This is a genomic window from Vibrio sp. YT-19(2023) (genome assembly GCF_033337395.1).
The window spans coordinates 86,535-104,213 of record NZ_JAWOQN010000003.1 but is presented as its reverse complement, the minus strand read 5'-3'; the positions used below and the strand labels follow the sequence as shown (position 1 = coordinate 104,213).

The window sequence follows — 17,679 nt, the reverse complement described above, 5'->3', positions numbered from 1 at the left end:
CAATGGCACGAATGAAATTTCTATGTGACACCAAACGCTGTATCGAGTGTAACGGCTGTGTTACTGCATGTAAGAACGAAAACGACGATGCGCTTGAATGGGGCATTCAACGTCGCCGCGTGGTAACACTAAACGACGGTGAAGCTGGTGAAAACTCTATCTCTGTTGCTTGTATGCACTGTACCGATGCACCTTGTATGGCAGTTTGTCCAGCAGACTGTTTCGAACATACCGAAGACGGCATCGTTCTTCACAATAAAGATCTGTGTATCGGTTGTGGTTACTGTTTGTTTGCTTGTCCGTTTGGCGCACCTCAATTTCCTAAACAAGAAGCGTTTGGTGAACGTGGCAAAATGGATAAATGTACTTTCTGCGCGGGCGGCCCAGAAACAGAGCCAGGCTCTGAGGAAGAACGTCAAAAATACGGTGCGAACCGTATCGCAGAAGGCAAGTTACCGATGTGTGCATCGCTTTGTTCAACTAAAGCGCTGCTTGCGGGTGACGCAGAGAAAGTATCTGACATTTTCCGTCAACGTGTGGTAGAACGCGGCGCGAAAAACGCAGGTTGGACAGACGGAAACGATCTTTCTTACGATGCGACGAAAAGCTAAGTAAGGAGAGGCACATGTTAAACACGCTTAAACGTGCATCTTTAGCAATGCTGTCAATGATGACAGCATTGCTGCTGACTTTCGCAATGCCTGCTTCAGCAGAGGAACAATCTTCTAAAGTTATTCAACAGGAGATCACGCAACTCGCCGGGGCAGACTATTGGCGCGAAGTCAGAGAGGGGCAAGAAGGCTACACCACGTCTCAATCGCCAGAACATGGCGTATTGATCAGTAAACCTGGTGAGACTTGGTACATTCTAAAAGAGAAATGGATGTCTCCAGCGGGTGCTGTCGCGATTTTCGGCAGTATTGCAATGGTAATCATGGCTTACGTATTCGTTGGTCCTTTGATGCTTAGCAAGCCGCGTACTGGTAAAAAAATGAAGCGTTGGTCTCGTTTAGACCGCGCGCTTCACTGGAGTATGGCGTTTACATTCTTAACGCTGGCATTCAGTGGTTTGATGCTGGTTTACGGTAAGCACTTCTTAAAACCGTACGTTCCTACTGAGTTCTGGGGCTTTATCGTCATGTTGGCGAAGCAGTACCACAATTACATGGGACCATTGTTCTTCATTTTACTGATGCTCGTGCTCTTTAAATGGTGGCGCAAGTCGATTCCAAACATGACAGATGTTCGTTGGTTTATGAAAATGGGCGGCATGGTTGGTAAACACAAAGGCACACATCCGTCAGCTGGTTTCTCAAACGGTGGTGAGAAGGCAATCTATTGGTTGTTAATCTTCTTTGGTGCTATCGCGGCAGTGAGTGGCTTAGTTCTGGACTTTCCTATCTTTGGCCAAACTCGCCGTGACATGGAGCTTTCTAACTTAGTTCATGCGATTTCGGCGCTGATTCTAATCTGTGGCTTTATCTTCCACATCTATATTGGTCTATTCGGTATGGAAGGTGCGCTAGAAGGCATGGTGACAGGTGAAGTTGATGAAACATGGGCGAAAGAGCATCACGATCTTTGGTATGAGGAAGTGAAGTCCAAAGAAGCGATGGGTGAAACAGATACGGCACAAACGGAAGTAAAAGGAGCGAAAGCGAATGAACAAACCTCATAACGGGATTTGGGTTGCGTACATCCTGAGCTGTCTGACCCCGTTTACGTTTCTGATCTCAGGCGTTATCGCAATTATCTATGCGGGTTACCGATTAGATAAGGGAGAAGACAGCGACGTAGTGATTTCTCATTACTACGGTTTAATTCGCACCTTCTTTCTCTACCTGACGTTTTTTGTTGTGTTGATCGTCACCGTCGCGACTTCTAACGGTGTACTCGTTGGCGTGAGTGATTATTGGTTGCATAGTACTTTGCTTGAAACCATCGCTTACTTTATTCCTTGGGTAGGGATGGTGTTTGCTGCATTAGCCATCTTGGTGTGGTTTATGCGAATGTTTCAAGGGATGCAGCAACTGCTCAATAACCAACCACACAGACCATCGACAGGTCCAAACCTTTAATCAGTATTCTTTAAGCAAAACCGCCGTAATAGGCGGTTTTTTTGTTGCTGTTTTGTCTCAAATATGAAGCGTTGAGTCGCAGTGGTGATACTTGATGCAACTTATTGAGTGAATTTACGTAACTGGGCAGAAAATCATAGTTAAGTAAGAAACATGTAAAAAAATCGCGTCACGATGAGACATTAGTCTCACTCACGCTATTGTTCATTTACTCAGGATTCATCGTCCCGTTAAAGTACGCTGCGCTCAGAAATTCAAAGAGTTGCATACGTGAAAATTGCCATCAATACATTCAGTCTACGCATACAGAGGAATCTCTATCGGAGGATGTTTGATTAAGGCATCTTGCTCTCACAAATAAAAAGAGCGAAACGAGCATTAAATGATGCGGCAAGGTAAGAAAAGGACAAACACGTTACGGCTATGATCCCTCAATTCGTCATTCCTATCACGAATCGCTTTGGCGAAAGTTATCACTTCTCTGGTCAGTTACTTACTAGCGGCGAACCTAAAACATTCGTGACCAAACAAGAGGCAATAGAGTTTCTTGAGAGCTTTGGTGAGCTTGACCTTCGCTATGTCGAGGATTTGTTCTATGCGATTGGTCAATTCAAGCCAAACATACCTGACGGTGAGCTTACTTCCCAACACTATAATTCAACGTTTGCCAATGCTTTGGTGAACGGTGACTTGCATGTCGCTCGAATTGTACCTACCGGCGAAAACTACGCACTCTCGTCGGCGGTTACGCCTCCACCGACTCAAAATACCGTCAATGCAAAACCATCGAAGGGAAAGGGGAAGTCGAATAAAAAGAGTGGCAGAAGTGCCGCATCCGCCAAGCCTCAGCAACAAAGCAGCGAAAAACATGAGAAAGCCGGTGATCCTGTATCACTTGTGACGGGTGAAGAAATTCTCGAACTCTATGATATCGAGCTACAACAAGGTACTACTTGGCAGCGTACTTACCGCTCTTCGCAGTCGGATGTAAATCATGGAATGGGCTTTGGTTGGCGACATGCATTTCAGTTTGAATTACGCGAAAAGACGAACGAGAAAGACAATGTTATCGCTTGGGAGTTTGTTGACGATAAGGCCGATATCACAGAATTTGAGCCAGTAGATATTGGAGCAACAAGTTATCAAATATACGCTGGTGCGAGCTGTTATTTCCTGAGCTCAACAACTCGGATTGTAACGCTCGCTAATGGGCATCAATATCGGTTTGAGCAAAAAGATGATCGCTGGCTTGTTAAACAAGTTAGAAATGGCACGTTTTCAACGTTTCAATTGCAGTATTCTCGAAACCATCGATTGATCGAGATCGCATATAACAAGCGTCCGGTTCTTGAATGTCAATATGATAAGCAAGGACGCCTTGTAGAACTGCTTAATGCAAAGTCCCAAAAAGTTCTGACAACTTATACCTATGATGAGCACGATGATTTGGTCAGTGCAACTAATCATTTAGGCTTAAAGGAACAGTATCAATACCGCGGCCATTTAATTGTTAAGCGTGTACGACCAACTGGCTTTACTCATTATTTTGAATGGGATGGCGAAGGTGCTAACGCGAAATGCATCAGGAACGTTGGGGACGCAGGAATTTATGACTATCGCTTCCATTATCAGGGAAATCACTCTTCTTATTCTGACTCGTTAGATCATCAATGGTCTTTCTTGCATGACGAGCAGGGTAACTTACTCGAGAAAATAAGCCCCACAGGTAAAACTTGGCGATGGCAATATGATGAATTAGGAAGAAAAGCACAAGCTATCTATCCTGATCAGTCAACGGTCAATTATCAATATAATCAGCATGGTCAATTGGTTTCTAAGTTTCATTCCTCTGGCAAAGAAATTCAATATGGCTATGACGGCTTAGGTAAGTTAGTTAAAACGGTTTCGCCAGATGGGGATATCGAGAAGGCTTACTACAATAGCCTCGGTCAAAGAGTTTGGGATACCGACCAGTTTGGCTGTGTCACGGAATATGATTACGATAAACACGGGCAAGTCGTCAAAAAAGAGTCTGAAGATGGTAAGAAAAGTCAATGGTGGTGGGATGAACAACAAAGACTTATCGCGAATGAAATAGACGGTACATTACTTCGTTACAGCTACAATGAAGAAGATTTAGTGAATGGCGTTGCTTATCCCGATGGGTGTATTGCTCAACTCGCTTATGATCAATTTGGCAGGCGTACATCAGTTCGTTATTTTAACGACGAAGACAAAGTCGGTTATAGCGAAGAATATTCTTACGATGAGCACAGTCGTGTTGCTCAGATTCGGACGCCAGCAGGCATTACCTCGTATCAATGGGGAGCACTCGCGCAACAAGAAGCAGTCATCTTTCCCGATGGCAGCCATATTTCTTACGAATACGATCAACAACGTAACCTGACTAAATTAGTTCGGAGTGACGGCTTAGAGTTCGAATTCCTGTATGACGATGAAGGCCAGCTATCAGGAACTATTGGGTTTGATAATCTACAAAGCCAATTTGATTATGATCATATGGGGCGGCTCCATCGTAAGCAAGTCGCCGATAGAACGGTGCTGTATCGCTATGACGCTGCGGGTTATCTCATGCACGTCAAAGCAGGAAATGGTAGCAGTATTGTAGAGAACCACTTCAATTATACGCTTGGTGGGCGACTTACTTTAGCATCCAATCGCCATCAAACATTGCAATACCAATACTCTTCATTTGGGCATTTAACAAAGCGCATTCAAGGCCAGTTTGAGATAGCGCAGGAGTTTAACAGAGTTGGCCAACGCGTATCTCAGGTACTGCCAGATAATACGGAACTGAACTTCTCTTACGATCGATATGGGCGTTTTTCAGCGATTCGGTTTGGAAACCTAGATTTACCTCAAATCAAATTTCATTACGATGAAATGGGACGAGTTTCCCAAATTGAAACGGCATATTTTAATGAGCGCATCATTTATGATGGTGTTGGTCGTTTGGTTGAACAGCATTGGCCAGATAGAGAGAAAAAGTACGTTTACAACGCACAAAACCGTATTTCATCAATCATTGATAATACGGCAGGAGCAACGCACTATCAGTACGATACCTTAGGGCAACTTAAACGAGTCAATGCTTCCGGAGATGTGACTAAATTTGAATACGATAGTTTTGGCAATCCTACTTTGCCAACTTCAGATGTATTCGCTGATCGTATTGAAGTACACGATGATGTACGGTTCAAATATGACGCGCAAGGAAACCAGACAAAACGTGAGGGGCAAGGACACGTTCAGACTCGCGTATTTGATGCGTTAAATCAGCTCATTGAAGTTCACACCGACGATGGTATCAGTCAATATGAATATGATGCATTAGGGCGCAGAACGAAAAAAATTACACAAAAAGGCGTTAAGGAGTTCCTGTGGGAAGGTGAACGTTTAATTGGTGAACGCTCTTCAGGTGCTTTCCGTTGGTACCTATATCAACCCGAAACTTACACGCCAGTGGCACTGCTAGAAAATGACGTTATTTATTGGTACCAGTGCGATCAAGTTGGTAAACCAGAGCGACTAATCGATTGCGAAGGGAATGTTGTATGGAGTGCCAGCTACGATGCTAACGGCTTTGCTCATGTACATATTGAAAATGTAGCAAATCCACTGCGTTTTCAAGGACAGTACTTCGATCAAGAAACCAACTTACATTACAACCTCGCTCGGTATTACGATCCTAAGCTAGGACGCTTTATCCAACAAGATCCGATATCTATTGCTGGTGGTATTAATCATTACCAATATGCAGTCAACCCAATTCAATGGATTGACCCAACAGGTTTCCTATGTGAAGAAGGGCTAAAACGCTTGGGTCAAATGTTGGCAGAGTATCAGGCGCAAAGCGATGTCCCCCAAGAGGTTTGCGATCAGATTTTAGAGGCAGCAAAAGAGTCATCCGTCGGAGAAGATGGCGTTCGCTCGCAAGTCAAAATCCGAAAACCCAAAGGTAAAAATCATATTCGATATGAATACGATTTAGACCATATTGATTGCGAAAGAAACGAGATTACTTTTTATCGTCATATCAATCATTCAGATGGCAGCCGACACGAAGTGCAGTATGTTGTTGGGATTGAGGAGTTTGTCAATGCGCATGTTTTTGACTCAGAGAAAGTTGGCGGGGAAGAAGGTTGCACGATCTTTACTGAAGATCTTGTGCTAAATAAAGCAGAGTATAAAGAAAACTCTGAACTCAATACGAGTGATTATGAGCTAACAGAAAGAAACAAAGCAAAAATTGATGAATGCTTGAAAGAGCGTCAAGAGGCAATGGACGCTCGATCTGGCGAAGAGGGATATAACGCTCAAATTGGTAATATTAACCAACAGTCTGCAAAAATAGGTGAGTTGGCCGCGGATGACTTTGTCCGGAGTAAACGTCCTAATGCTAAGCTGCTTCATCCCAAAGATATTGGAACCTCAATTTCGAAGCCGGGCGACTTTGATATGGTTTACGAGGTGGAAGAGCCACCACCAGGTGAAATTATCATTGTTGAGGCCAAAGGGGGGAGCAGTCCTTTGGGTAGTAGAAAAATTGGAAACGAAGCGTATCAGCAAGGGACTAGTAAATATGCTGAAGAAATCACTAAGCTAATGTCTGAAAACGAAGATGAAACGACAGAAAAAATAGCTGCGAAAAAAATCAGAGATGCATCTTCATTCGGTATTCCGATACGGTATATTCACACCAAGGCGAGTATTCCGGAAACAGGTGATGCATCAGATATAAAAGTAGGAATAGCTGAGTTTAAAATTGATTAAGAAGGGTTAGTTCAACAATGCAAGGTAAAAAGCCAATCAAAATTATAGAGCGTACAGCAAGGCCCAAGTTAGATGATAATAGCATTGCTTCTGAGAAAGATTATATCAATCGAATCTTAGATAAAAGAAAAGAAGGGCTCAAAATTAGGCGAGAGAACTTGATTAGCTTTGGAGATTATGCATTCGAGCAAGTGCGCTGGTTTACGTGGTATCAAGCTTCATCTGAAGACGAAAAAATTTGTACATTACGCCTTTACGAAACTTCGTTGATGAATGCTTGTTATCATAGCCTTGCAATACATCCCAGTGATGAATTAACCATAAAGATCCTCGGCTATCCTGAAGTAACATGGAAAGGTGAAGGTATTTTAAAAACAGGCTTCATTTGTCCTTCAATGTGGTTAGATGCCTATTTTACCTCTGTCATCGTCCGTGACAAAGCTAGCATGGATGTGTTGGCAAACTTTCCTATTTCTTTGATGAGACAGAGCTCTACCAAAGCGGGTGAGCTGTCTTATATGCTAGTAGACGTCATTCAGTCGTTCCACAATCGCACATCAGATTATCCTGATAAGCTGGTTTCAGCAATGGACGCGGCGGTAGCTCAAGGAGATAACTGGGCGTTGGAAATTGCGATGGGGATCCTAGAAACCTTCGCAGCGCTCACTACTAATATTGGTTATGATTTTGAGGAAGCGCTCGTTAAAAACCTACAGTTCCAAGAGAAATATCATCTTAGAGAATTAGGACCAGATAGGATAGGCATCAGAACTTTTATCAACTTCCCTCTGCTTGGCATGGCTTGCATGTGGTACGACAAAGGCAACCGTCTATCTGTTGAAACTGGTTGGCTTCCTCCCTATCTTGTCGAAGGACGTTGGTTAGAAGATGTAAAAGCAGGGAAGATCACTCGATAAACCCCTTTAGTTAGCAATTCCGTATATGAGCCACCTCTCATGGGGTGGCTTTTACGTTTATGGTAGAGAGTTTGCTGTTTGTTGAACCATATAGTGCGCATTGTGTTGGTGCACTAAAAACCATATTGGTGCATTTATTAGCGTGTTAAGCACCATTTCAAGAATGCCTAATTCTATTAAAGTTCATACAAAACAATAAATTAAAGTGTAAGTGTTAGAAATGTAAATTATGGAATGAGAATTGCTCTGTTAGACGCTCTATAAATTAAGTTCACCAAATTGGTGATGAGCCTAACTTTGATGCACAGGATAAGTGCGCTACAGATCAACGGAGACAATCATAATGAGTGTAACTGCCAATCAGGTACACGGCGCTGTACAAACTCTCACGCAAAGTTCCGACACACTTTTCTTACTACTTGGCGCAATCATGGTTTTTTTGATGCATGCTGGTTTTGCTTTTCTTGAAGTAGGAACCGTGCGCCAAAAGAACCAAGTTAACGCTTTAGTTAAAATCTTGGCCGATTTCGGTATTTCCGCCATTGCGTATTTTTTCATTGGATACTGGGTCGCTTATGGCGGCACCTTCTTTGCTGATGCAGAGACGTTATCTCAAGGCAATGGTTACGAGTTGGTGAAGTTCTTTTTCTTGCTGACCTTCGCTGCAGCGATTCCTGCTATTGTTTCTGGTGGTATCGCAGAGCGAGCTCGTTTTTATCCGATTCTAATCGCAACATTTTTCACTGTCGGCATCGTATACCCGTTATTTGAGGGAATGATCTGGAACGGAAACTTTGGTGTTCAAGCTTGGTTTGAAAATACCTTTGGTTATGGCTTTCACGACTTTGCAGGTTCAGTCGTTGTACATGGTGTTGGCGGCTGGATAGCGTTGGTTGCCGTTGTGTTTTTGGGCATGAGAAAAGGCAGAGTTCGAGCAGGAAAGCATACCAACTTTGCACCTTCGAATATTCCGTTTTTGGCTTTGGGAGCTTGGATCTTATGTGTGGGGTGGTTTGGCTTCAACGTCATGTCAGCTCAAACCGTGTCAGGCATAAGTGGCTTGGTGGCTATGAACTCATTGATGGCAATGGTCGGAGGCATTGTCGCGTCATTGTTGGCTGGTAAGAATGACCCCGGCTTTATTCATAACGGCCCACTAGCTGGCTTGGTTGCTGTATGTGCGGGTTCAGACTTAATGCATCCTATCGGTGCTTTAGTGACAGGTGCGATTGCTGGCGTGCTATTTGTTTATCTTTTTACCTACCTACAAAACAAAACCAAGATTGATGATGTGTTGGGTGTCTGGCCTTTACACGGTTTATGTGGCGCTTGGGGTGGTATTGCTGCGGGGATCTTTGGTCAAAGCGCGTTGGGTGGGCTAGGTGGCGTGAGCATTATCGTTCAGCTTCTAGGAACGCTTTTGGGCATTTCTATCGCAGTGATTGGGGCGCTTGCAGTCTACGGCGCGATCAATGCCAGTATGGGACTAAGGCTTTCGGAAGAAGACGAATTCAATGGCGCTGACCTAGCCATTCATAAAATATCTTCTACCAACGAGGATTGAGGCCAATGTGGGAGCGGCGTAAAGCCGCTCTTTTAGCAATTGCCTTTTTTTGCTTGGCCAGGGGGACAGAAATCTCCATTACCACGATGGTTATCGTCATTGGTGCTGACTCTTACTTTTACGTCGTCCACTTCGCCTTCAACATTGGTTAGTTGGCAACCTGCTAAAGTCGTAAGTAATATAAGCGCTAGAGATACTTGTCTCATTGCTGTTCCTCTTAAATTGTAATTCTAATAGTGACCATTACGACCATGGTCTAACCCATATTACTACTGTTGCTATTCTTTCAGTGTTAAGCTAATGAAAAAACAGCAAGGATGAGTTATGAATTTCCCTTATAGAAATATTGTAGTACTTACTGGTGCAGGTATCTCGGCCGAATCTGGTATTCAAACATTTCGTGCGCAAGATGGCCTTTGGGAGAATCACCGTATTGAAGATGTAGCAACACCTGAAGGGTTTGCTCGCGATCCGGACCTTGTTCAAGACTTTTACAACCAACGCCGCAAGAAACTTCAAGACAATGCGATACAGCCGAATGCCGCGCATAAGGCACTGGGCCGCCTAGAAACCGAGTTAGAAGGTAAAGTGACGGTCATCACTCAAAATATAGACAACCTTCACGAAAGAGGCGGCAGCCATAACGTCATTCATATGCACGGTGAGCTTTTAAAAGCGAGATGCAGTGAATCAAACCAAGTTATAGAACATAGTGAAGACATTAAGACTGGTGAGCTTTGTCATTGCTGTCAGATCCCTTCACAAATGCGACCACATATTGTTTGGTTTGGTGAAATGCCACTACGAATGGGGGATATCTACGCAGCATTAGAAGAAGCAGATTTATTTATTTCTATCGGGACTTCTGGCGTCGTATATCCCGCAGCAGGTTTTGTTCATGATGCAAAAATGCATGGCGCGCACACCATCGAAATTAACCTCGAGCCTAGTGCGGTAGAAAGTGAATTTGAGGAAAAACGCTACGGAAAAGCAAGCGTCGAGGTTCCAAAATTAGTTGACGAGATACTGGCTCTAGAAGGAAAAGAAAGAGCGTAATAATTCTCACAGAGGAGAGCTTTTGTCTTGTCATTAAGAACAAAAAAAGCGGCTTATGAGCCGCTTTTTCATATCTTTAAAACTAACGAATTAGTTGTTCACTTTTAGCTTTTGGAAGTACTCATCGTACATTACGCTCGCTTCGCCAACTTCATCTTGCCAAGTACCGCTGTCCATCACTTCTTGTGGTGGGAAGATGCTTGGATCGTTAGCAAATTCTTTCGGTAGCAGTTCGTGTGCCGTTTTCACTGGAGTAGGGTAACCAATCTCTAGTGCGATCTTAGCTGCGTTTTCTGGGCGCAGTAAGAAGTCAATCATCTTATGAGCCGCATCAACGTTCTTCGCGCCAGCTGGAATTGCCAGGCTGTCCATCCAGAAGATCGTTCCTTTTTCTGGCCAGATGATGTCGATGTTCGCGCCTTCTTGACGAGCCATGTAAGCAGAACCATTCCAAAGCATACCAAGTGAAACTTCACCCGCTAGGTAAGGGTTTGCAGGAAAGTCTGAGTTAAATACTAATACGTTTGGCATTAGCTTTTTCAGTTCTTCGTAAGCGGCTTTGATTTCTTCTGGGTTAGTCGTGTTTGGTGAGTAACCAAGCTTAGTCAATGCAATGTGGAATACTTCGCGAGAATCATCCATCAACATTAGTTGACCTTCCCACTTGCTATCCCAAAAATCATCCCACTTAGTAACAGATGATTTGTCTAGCATGTCAGCATTGATACCAATACCTGTCGCACCCCAAATGTAAGGGATAGAGTAGTTGTTGTTCGGATCGAACGGCTTGTTAAGGAAGTTAGTATCAAGATCGGCAAAATGAGACAATTTCTCTTTGTCGATCTGTTGCAGCATGCTTTCTTTACGCATTTTAGAGACGAAATAGGTAGACGGTACTACCAAGTCGTAACCAGAACCTTGGGTTTTAAGTTTTGCGTACATACTCTCGTTAGATTCATATGTAGAGTAAATAACTTTGATTCCAGTTTCTTTTGTAAAGTCTTCAAGAACTTCGTTTGGAATGTATTCCGACCAGTTGTAGAAATACAGTTCTTGATCAGCAGCCATTGCAGGGGTAGCGATGAGCGTCGCTGCACATAGAGCGCTTGCGTAGAATTTACTTTTCATTTGTTTTCCGTTTTGTTTCGCGATTGGACAAGTCAATACTAGCTGGAGTTATCAAGTTGATCCAAATCGCAGTAAGCACAAATCTGTTTATTTAGCTCGAGGGCTGTATCTCCGCTTTGTGAGAAGATAAAACTAGACATCGAGCCAGATAAACCTAGCAACGCATAATTATATCAGTCAATTACAAAAATAGGCAGCGTATTGCTGCCTATTTTCTTTTAGTCGATGACTTGTTACACAAGCTCGATTACTGTCCCGCTTTCAGCTTTAGGAAGTAATCTTCGTACTTAACGGTTAGATCACCAACCGCATCTTGCCATTCCACTCGATCAAGATCTTCTTGAGAAGGAAATAGCGGTGCAACATCTTTAAACTTAGCGTTCGATTCCTCTACCGCTGTTAAGTAACCAGTATCACGAGAGATTTGCTCTGCGATTTCTGGACGTAGTAGGAAGTCGATCATCTTGTGAGCTGCTTCTACGTTCTTCGCACCGGAAGAGATAGCGAAGTTATCAACCCAACCGATACCGCCTTCTTTAGGAAATACGAGTTTAAGATTTAGGCCTTCATTTTGAGCAGCTGCAGCGCTGCCGTTCCAAAGCATACCAACGCCCACTTCACCAGACATGTAAGGTGCGCCTGGGTTGTCAGAGTTGAAAACTAGAACGTTTGGCATCAACTTTTGTAGCTCAGCGTACGCTTCATCGATTTGTTTAGGGTCTTTTGAGTTGCCTGAATAGCCGAGTTTACGAAGTGCGATGTGGAAGACTTCACGAGTGTCGTCCATCAGCATTACTTGACCTTCAAGCTCAGGCTTCCATAGGTCTGCCCAGCTTTGGAAGTCGTTTGGATCGTACATGTCTGCGTTAACCGCTAGACCTGTAATCGCAACAACGTGTGGAATAGAGTAGTCGTTATTTGGATCGTAAGGCTTGTCTAGATAGTTCTTATCTAGGTTGCCGAAGTTTTTCAGCTTAGTCTTATCGAGCTTTTGCAGCATACCTTCATCGCGCATTTTTGCTACGAAGTACGTTGAAGGTACCACTAGGTCATAACCTTGGTTATGAGTTTTTAGCTTTGCGTACAAAGTTTCGTTCGACTCGTAAGTCGAGTAGATCACTTTGATACCAGTTTCTTTGGTAAATTGCTCTAGGATATTACTGTTGATGTAAGGCCCCCAGTTCATAAATACCAATTCTTTATCGTCCGCTGCCGCTGAACCTGAGAACAGAGAAAGCGCACATGCACTACCAGCTAATAGAGTAGCCCATTTTTTCATTGACGTTAGCTCCAAACCAAACGTTGTCCAAATCATTTTGGACGGTAGATAGAAAAACAGAATGGCATGTAACCATTCTGTTTCGTGATGTTAACGGATGTGGATTTTACTTTACTTTTTCTCTTGCAAGCAACTGAGAAATTACGACAAGAATTAAAGAAACCACCAACATGACCGTTGCAAGAGCATTCACTTCCGGTGAAATACCCACCTTAACCATCGAGTAAATTTTCAATGGTAGGATTTCATACGTTGGACCTGTTACGAACGAACTAATAATTACGTCGTCCAGAGACAGGGTAAAGCTAAGCAGCCAGCCTGCCGCAACTGCTGGTTTTGCAAGAGGAAGGATGATCTGCTTTAAGATAACCCATTCACTTGCGCCAAGATCTTTTGCTGCTTCCAACATCTTCACATCGAAGCCATTTAAGCGGCTGTATACTGTTACCACCACAAATGGCAAACAGAAGGTGATGTGGGCAATCAATAGAGTAAAGAAGCCCAGCTGTGCGCCTAATACTAGGAACAGAGCAAGTAATGAAATCGCCATGACAATATCTGGAGACATCATTACGACAAACAACATACCGTTTACAGCACCTTTGCCTTTGAACGAGTATCGGAATAGGGCAACAGCTGTTAAGCTACCAATAATAGTAGCCGCTGTCGCAGAAAATACCGCCACGTTCAATGAGTGCCATGCAGCCTGCATTAGGCTGTCGTTGTTGACTAGGGTTTCATACCATTTCGTGGTGAAACCACCCCATTTCATACCAAATTTATTGGCGTTAAATGAGTTTACGATTAGTACAACGATTGGCAGATACAAAAATGCATAAACCAACGCCATAAAGCTAAATCTAACTGTGCGTCCCATTAGTCTAGCTCCACTTTCTTATTCAATAATTTGCCTGCTCGGTAGTAAGCGTAAAGCATTACCGCCATTGCGAAGGTGAGGGCGATACTGGTCGCAGCACCAAATGGCCAATCACGAGCGTTCAATACTTGGCTCTTAATTACGTTACCAATCAGTAGGTTCTTCGCACCGCCTAGAAGATCTGAGATGTAGAACATACCCAGCGCAGGCAGTAGAACCAACAAACAGCCACCGATAATGCCAGGCATTGTCAGAGGTAGAATTACTTTAGTAATGGTTTGGAGCTTGTTCGCACCGAGGTCTTTTGCTGCCTCGATGTAAGTGTTGTCCAACTTCTCGATTGCCGAGTAAAGCGGCAGAATCATGAAAGGAAGTAGGATGTATACAAGACCAATCATTACAGCCGTTTCGGTATACATAATACGCAACGGCTTGTCGATGATTTCCATTGCCATCAGCGACTTGTTCAAAATGCCCTGTGTACCGAGAACAATCTTCAGTCCGTAAGTTCGAATCAAAGAGTTCGTCCAAAACGGTACGATCACCAAAAACAGCATAAACGGACGCCATTTTTCAGGCATTTTCGCTACGATATAAGCAAACGGGTATCCAATGACTAAACACAACAACGTTGCCACAATTGCCATGTAGAACGAGTGCATCAGCACTTTCGCATACAGTGGGTCCAGCAGACGCAAGTAGTTGTCGAAAGTGAATGTCATTTCGATTAAGTTTGCTTCATCACGCGTTAAGAAACTGGTACCAATAATCATCACGTTTGGTACCAACACAAACAGTGTTAGCCAGCCTACGATTAAGGCAATGATCGCGTTCTGAAGATTAATCTTCTTGCTTATCATTGAGTACTACCTCCCAGCTCTCAACCCAAGTGATAGCGACTTTCTGGCCAAGTGAGTGGTCCACATCAGGATCATCTTCGTTAAAGAATTCGCTTACCATTACACGCATGCCCGAATCCAATTGGATAACTGAATCAAGCGTCATACCTTTATAGGTACGCTCTGTTACGTGACCTACGATGCCTTTTTCTTCAGACTCTTTGATCTCTTCGATACGTAAGTCTTCTGGGCGAAGTAGTACTTGCAGTTTTTCACCTGCTTGCGCTTCCTGATCGTAGTAAACAACAGACTCGACACCTTCGATTTCTGCACGGATACGTTTCTCGTCGATACGCTCTAGCATGGTTGCGTTGAATACGTTGATCTCACCGATAAAGCGAGCAACAAATAGGTTCTTCGGCTCTTCGTAAATCTCACGTGGAGAACCATCCTGCTCAATAACACCGTCGCGCATTACAATAATGCGGTCAGACATCGATAGGGCTTCTTCCTGATCGTGCGTAACGAAGATAAAGGTAATACCAAGTTGACGCTGAAGCTGTTTAAGCTCAATTTGCATTTGCTTACGCAGTTTGTAATCAAGTGCAGATAGAGATTCATCTAGCAGCAGTACTTTTGGTTTGTTAACAACCGCACGCGCAATGGCGATACGTTGTTGCTGACCACCAGAAAGCTGATGAGGCTTACGCTGTGCCATTTTTTCTAGGCGCACCATGCGCAGTGCTTCCATTACTCGTGGTTCAATGTCCGCAGTAGGCGTTTTCTGCATACGAAGACCAAAAGCGACATTCTCATATACGGTCATGTGTGGAAACAATGCGTAACTTTGAAATACCGTGTTGACGTGCCTTTGCTCTGCAGGAACCTGTGTTACATCCTGGTCATCCAAAATAATTTGACCGTTATCTGCCGTTTCAAAACCTGCAATCATGCGTAAAACTGTTGTCTTACCACAACCAGAAGGCCCGAGAATCGTCAGAAATTCACCATGATTAACATCCAGATTTAAATTACCGATGATTTCCTTACCATCGAAACTTTTACTAATACCAGATAAACGAATAACTGGCTTTCCTGCTTGCGGTTTTGCGTTCAACGTCTGTATTTCCCCCACGTTCAAGCCGGGATTATCCCAGCTGATGTGACACTAGCCATTCACTTTTGAGGCGCGCATCATAATCACCAAAATTGTGAAATTAAAGCATTTTCTTATCTTGAAACAGAAAAAATTTTGCAGGCAAAAGTCATCATTCCTTACCATACTGTTTTTATAAGATTAATTGGCATTTAAACACAGTTTGATAGCACTAAGCTCTGTTCAATAATTGTTTTCAATTTCATAACCTTGTGAGTGGTTAATTATCAACCATACAGTTGAGATTGCAAGGATAGTACGTGAGTTGTGATGTTAGATGTGGAAAGATTTCTTTATAATAACGGCCACATTAATTGACTGGAATTCCAGTGAAAATTTTACAAGTTAATCTTGGATAAACTATGAACGACGATTTTGAGAAAGATTTCAATCTTGGGGGGAGTGTAGAGCGAGCTTTGTCTGGCAACTACGAGCTTAAAGCTGGGGCTGTTTTCAATGAGGCTTGGCGAGCAACCATCCAGCACTTTTTATCCTTTTCTCCTGCTATTATTGTATTGCTTTTTGTCCAGTTAGGTATTTTCTATATCGCGTTACAACTGCAGTTGGGTGATCTGACCGTTATTCTTGATGCATTTGAGAATCCAGAATCATTCACTAACGATATTGTGTCTTCTATTTATGTCGCGAACTTTAGTTATGAGGTGATCAGCGCCCCAATTTATGCAGGGATCAGCTTGATGGCGATGAGCCATATAGCGGGCTTAAAGACTAAGTTGCGCCATGTAGGTAAAGGGCTGCAGTTTACTATTCCCGTGATCCTAGCAACGCTGATGAGCCTAATGCTGCAAGGCGTAGTTGGTATGATCTTCCCTCTACTGTCCCTGTATCTTTCTTTAGCGTTTAGTCACTCTATCTTGTTGATTTGTGAAAAAAGAGTGCCACCAATGCAGGCGCTACTGTTATCACTTCGCGCTATTAACAAGAAGATTTTTGTTGTCGCAGGGCTTTACTTAGGCGTGATGTTGATGTTTATTATCGCTGCGATGTTCTACGGTATTGGCTTGATTTTTGTGTTGCCATTCTTCTTTCATTTGAAAGGCATACTCTACCGTGAAATGTTTGGAATTAAGCTCAAGATCGTTGCAACACAGAAAAACGACAATGATCACGATGGTAACTCACAGGTGTTTGATGCCTAATTCTTTAAAATCAATAAGTTTACGAGTGGCGGCTACCTGTATAGCCGCCACTTTCATTTCTATTGGACCGTATTTACACTACGAGCAACAGTTTAAATATGTTGAGAATCCTGATGTGCTGTCCGGGACAATTAAGCATGTCGATTTGTCTCATTTGCCACACATTGGTGATATCCCTGACTTCAACGCAATAAAAGACACCAAAGAGAAAAAAGCGGCGTTTTTTGATTTTTTAAGGCCTAAAATAGCACTTGAGAATCAACGAATTCGCCATGAACGAGCGTTTCTTACTTCTTTAAAGGTGGGCCAAATCACTCAAGAGCAAGAAGAGTACGCTCAGCGACTAGCGGCTCTGTATTCTTTGCCTTTGAGCGACAACAAAGTCGATCGCGCGTGGTTGGGAGAAATGCTTGTGCGAGTGAATGTCTTACCAGAAGCGCTGGTCCTAACTCAAGCAGCAAATGAATCTGCGTGGGGCACTTCTCGTTTTGCCACTCAAGCGAACAACTTGTTCGGCCAATGGTGTTATAAAAAGGGTTGTGGAATTGTTCCTGCGCAACGTGGCGCAGGCAAAGCTCATGAAGTTGAAAAATTCGATTCTGTACAGCAGTCGGTTCATGGCTACTTTATGAATGTTAATCGAAACCCAGCGTATGCTGAACTGCGTGAAATCAGAGCTTCTCTAGCCGAAAAGAACAAAGACCTGTTATCGGTCGCAACGGCGTCAGAGTTAACTCATGGATTGCTAGCATATTCTGAACGTGGCATTGCTTATGTACACGATCTTCGCGCTATGATTCGTCATAATAACGCCTACTGGACACAATAAAA

The 17,679-nt window shown here is 43.4% G+C and carries 15 protein-coding genes; 9 read left to right on the top strand and 6 right to left on the bottom strand.

What is annotated here, in order from left to right:
- Positions 1-2 precede the first annotated feature (2 nt).
- From fdh3B to R7E78_RS03635, 6 genes are all read left to right on the top strand, one after another.
- On the top strand, positions 3-611 hold the full coding sequence (gene fdh3B, locus R7E78_RS03660; RefSeq protein WP_005377536.1) for a formate dehydrogenase FDH3 subunit beta: 609 nt from the start codon (positions 3-5) through the stop codon (positions 609-611).
- Positions 612-625: 14 nt separating this feature from the next.
- On the top strand, positions 626-1,678 hold the full coding sequence (locus R7E78_RS03655) for a formate dehydrogenase subunit gamma (RefSeq protein ID WP_005377534.1): 1,053 nt from the start codon (positions 626-628) through the stop codon (positions 1,676-1,678).
- Entirely contained in the window at positions 1,662-2,078 is a 417-nt protein-coding gene (locus R7E78_RS03650; protein ID WP_005377532.1) for a membrane protein, read from the top strand. Before R7E78_RS03655 ends, R7E78_RS03650 begins: the two co-directional genes overlap by 17 nt.
- A gap of 423 nt (positions 2,079-2,501) precedes the next feature.
- On the top strand, positions 2,502-6,872 hold the full coding sequence (locus R7E78_RS03645) for an RHS repeat-associated core domain-containing protein (RefSeq protein ID WP_318057648.1): 4,371 nt from the start codon (positions 2,502-2,504) through the stop codon (positions 6,870-6,872).
- Between the two features lie 17 nt (positions 6,873-6,889).
- Positions 6,890-7,789 (top strand): immunity 49 family protein, encoded by a 900-nt coding sequence (locus R7E78_RS03640; protein ID WP_047102285.1) that lies wholly within the window; start codon positions 6,890-6,892, stop codon positions 7,787-7,789.
- A gap of 343 nt (positions 7,790-8,132) precedes the next feature.
- The gene (locus tag R7E78_RS03635) at positions 8,133-9,353 is read left to right on the top strand and encodes an ammonium transporter (RefSeq protein WP_012841834.1); all 1,221 of its coding nucleotides are present in this window, start codon (positions 8,133-8,135) and stop codon (positions 9,351-9,353) included.
- 32 nt (positions 9,354-9,385) lie between these two features.
- On the opposite strand, the gene R7E78_RS03630 is transcribed toward R7E78_RS03635, so the two are convergent.
- Positions 9,386-9,559, bottom strand: a complete 174-nt coding sequence (locus tag R7E78_RS03630) for a hypothetical protein (protein WP_012841833.1) — start codon at positions 9,557-9,559, stop codon at positions 9,386-9,388.
- Between the two features lie 118 nt (positions 9,560-9,677).
- Here R7E78_RS03630 and cobB point away from each other — a divergent pair, with 118 nt between their 5' ends.
- Positions 9,678-10,409 carry a Sir2 family NAD+-dependent deacetylase gene (gene cobB / locus R7E78_RS03625; protein ID WP_005396469.1) on the top strand — a complete coding sequence of 244 codons (732 nt, stop codon included), beginning with the start codon at positions 9,678-9,680 and terminating at the stop codon, positions 10,407-10,409.
- 90 nt (positions 10,410-10,499) lie between these two features.
- On the opposite strand, the gene R7E78_RS03620 is transcribed toward cobB, so the two are convergent.
- The 5 genes from R7E78_RS03620 to potA all read right to left on the bottom strand — a co-directional run bounded on the left by R7E78_RS03620 (position 10,500) and on the right by potA (position 15,649).
- Entirely contained in the window at positions 10,500-11,537 is a 1,038-nt protein-coding gene (locus R7E78_RS03620) for an extracellular solute-binding protein (RefSeq protein WP_005396470.1), read from the bottom strand.
- 247 nt (positions 11,538-11,784) lie between these two features.
- Positions 11,785-12,816: an extracellular solute-binding protein gene (locus tag R7E78_RS03615; RefSeq protein ID WP_048626389.1), complete on the bottom strand. Its 1,032-nt coding sequence runs from the start codon at positions 12,814-12,816 to the stop codon at positions 11,785-11,787.
- A gap of 106 nt (positions 12,817-12,922) precedes the next feature.
- Complete coding sequence (gene potC / locus R7E78_RS03610) at positions 12,923-13,693, bottom strand: spermidine/putrescine ABC transporter permease PotC (RefSeq protein ID WP_005396472.1); 771 nt, start codon at positions 13,691-13,693, stop codon at positions 12,923-12,925.
- On the bottom strand, positions 13,693-14,553 hold the full coding sequence (potB, locus tag R7E78_RS03605) for a spermidine/putrescine ABC transporter permease PotB (protein WP_012841831.1): 861 nt from the start codon (positions 14,551-14,553) through the stop codon (positions 13,693-13,695). The genes potC and potB overlap by 1 nt, the downstream gene beginning before the upstream one ends.
- Positions 14,534-15,649, bottom strand: a complete 1,116-nt coding sequence (gene potA, locus R7E78_RS03600; RefSeq protein WP_017634901.1) for a spermidine/putrescine ABC transporter ATP-binding protein PotA — start codon at positions 15,647-15,649, stop codon at positions 14,534-14,536. Before potA ends, potB begins: the two co-directional genes overlap by 20 nt.
- Before the next feature lie 401 nt (positions 15,650-16,050).
- On the opposite strand from potA, the gene R7E78_RS03595 reads away from it, so the two are divergent.
- The gene (locus R7E78_RS03595) at positions 16,051-16,848 is read left to right on the top strand and encodes a hypothetical protein (protein WP_005396476.1); all 798 of its coding nucleotides are present in this window, start codon (positions 16,051-16,053) and stop codon (positions 16,846-16,848) included.
- Positions 16,841-17,677, top strand: a complete 837-nt coding sequence (locus R7E78_RS03590) for a glucosaminidase domain-containing protein (protein WP_048626391.1) — start codon at positions 16,841-16,843, stop codon at positions 17,675-17,677. The genes R7E78_RS03595 and R7E78_RS03590 overlap by 8 nt, the downstream gene beginning before the upstream one ends.
- The last annotated feature ends 2 nt before the right edge of the window (positions 17,678-17,679 follow it).

Coding starts and splice junctions, on each gene's coding strand:
- fdh3B (WP_005377536.1), top strand. CDS start 3: ATGGCACGAATGAAATTTCTATGTGACACCAAACGCTGTATCGAGTGT.
- R7E78_RS03655 (WP_005377534.1), top strand. CDS start 626: ATGTTAAACACGCTTAAACGTGCATCTTTAGCAATGCTGTCAATGATG.
- R7E78_RS03650 (WP_005377532.1), top strand. CDS start 1,662: ATGAACAAACCTCATAACGGGATTTGGGTTGCGTACATCCTGAGCTGT.
- R7E78_RS03645 (WP_318057648.1), top strand. CDS start 2,502: ATGATCCCTCAATTCGTCATTCCTATCACGAATCGCTTTGGCGAAAGT.
- R7E78_RS03640 (WP_047102285.1), top strand. CDS start 6,890: ATGCAAGGTAAAAAGCCAATCAAAATTATAGAGCGTACAGCAAGGCCC.
- R7E78_RS03635 (WP_012841834.1), top strand. CDS start 8,133: ATGAGTGTAACTGCCAATCAGGTACACGGCGCTGTACAAACTCTCACG.
- R7E78_RS03630 (WP_012841833.1), bottom strand. CDS start 9,559: ATGAGACAAGTATCTCTAGCGCTTATATTACTTACGACTTTAGCAGGT.
- cobB (WP_005396469.1), top strand. CDS start 9,678: ATGAATTTCCCTTATAGAAATATTGTAGTACTTACTGGTGCAGGTATC.
- R7E78_RS03620 (WP_005396470.1), bottom strand. CDS start 11,537: ATGAAAAGTAAATTCTACGCAAGCGCTCTATGTGCAGCGACGCTCATC.
- R7E78_RS03615 (WP_048626389.1), bottom strand. CDS start 12,816: ATGAAAAAATGGGCTACTCTATTAGCTGGTAGTGCATGTGCGCTTTCT.
- potC (WP_005396472.1), bottom strand. CDS start 13,693: ATGGGACGCACAGTTAGATTTAGCTTTATGGCGTTGGTTTATGCATTT.
- potB (WP_012841831.1), bottom strand. CDS start 14,553: ATGATAAGCAAGAAGATTAATCTTCAGAACGCGATCATTGCCTTAATC.
- R7E78_RS03595 (WP_005396476.1), top strand. CDS start 16,051: ATGAACGACGATTTTGAGAAAGATTTCAATCTTGGGGGGAGTGTAGAG.
- R7E78_RS03590 (WP_048626391.1), top strand. CDS start 16,841: ATGCCTAATTCTTTAAAATCAATAAGTTTACGAGTGGCGGCTACCTGT.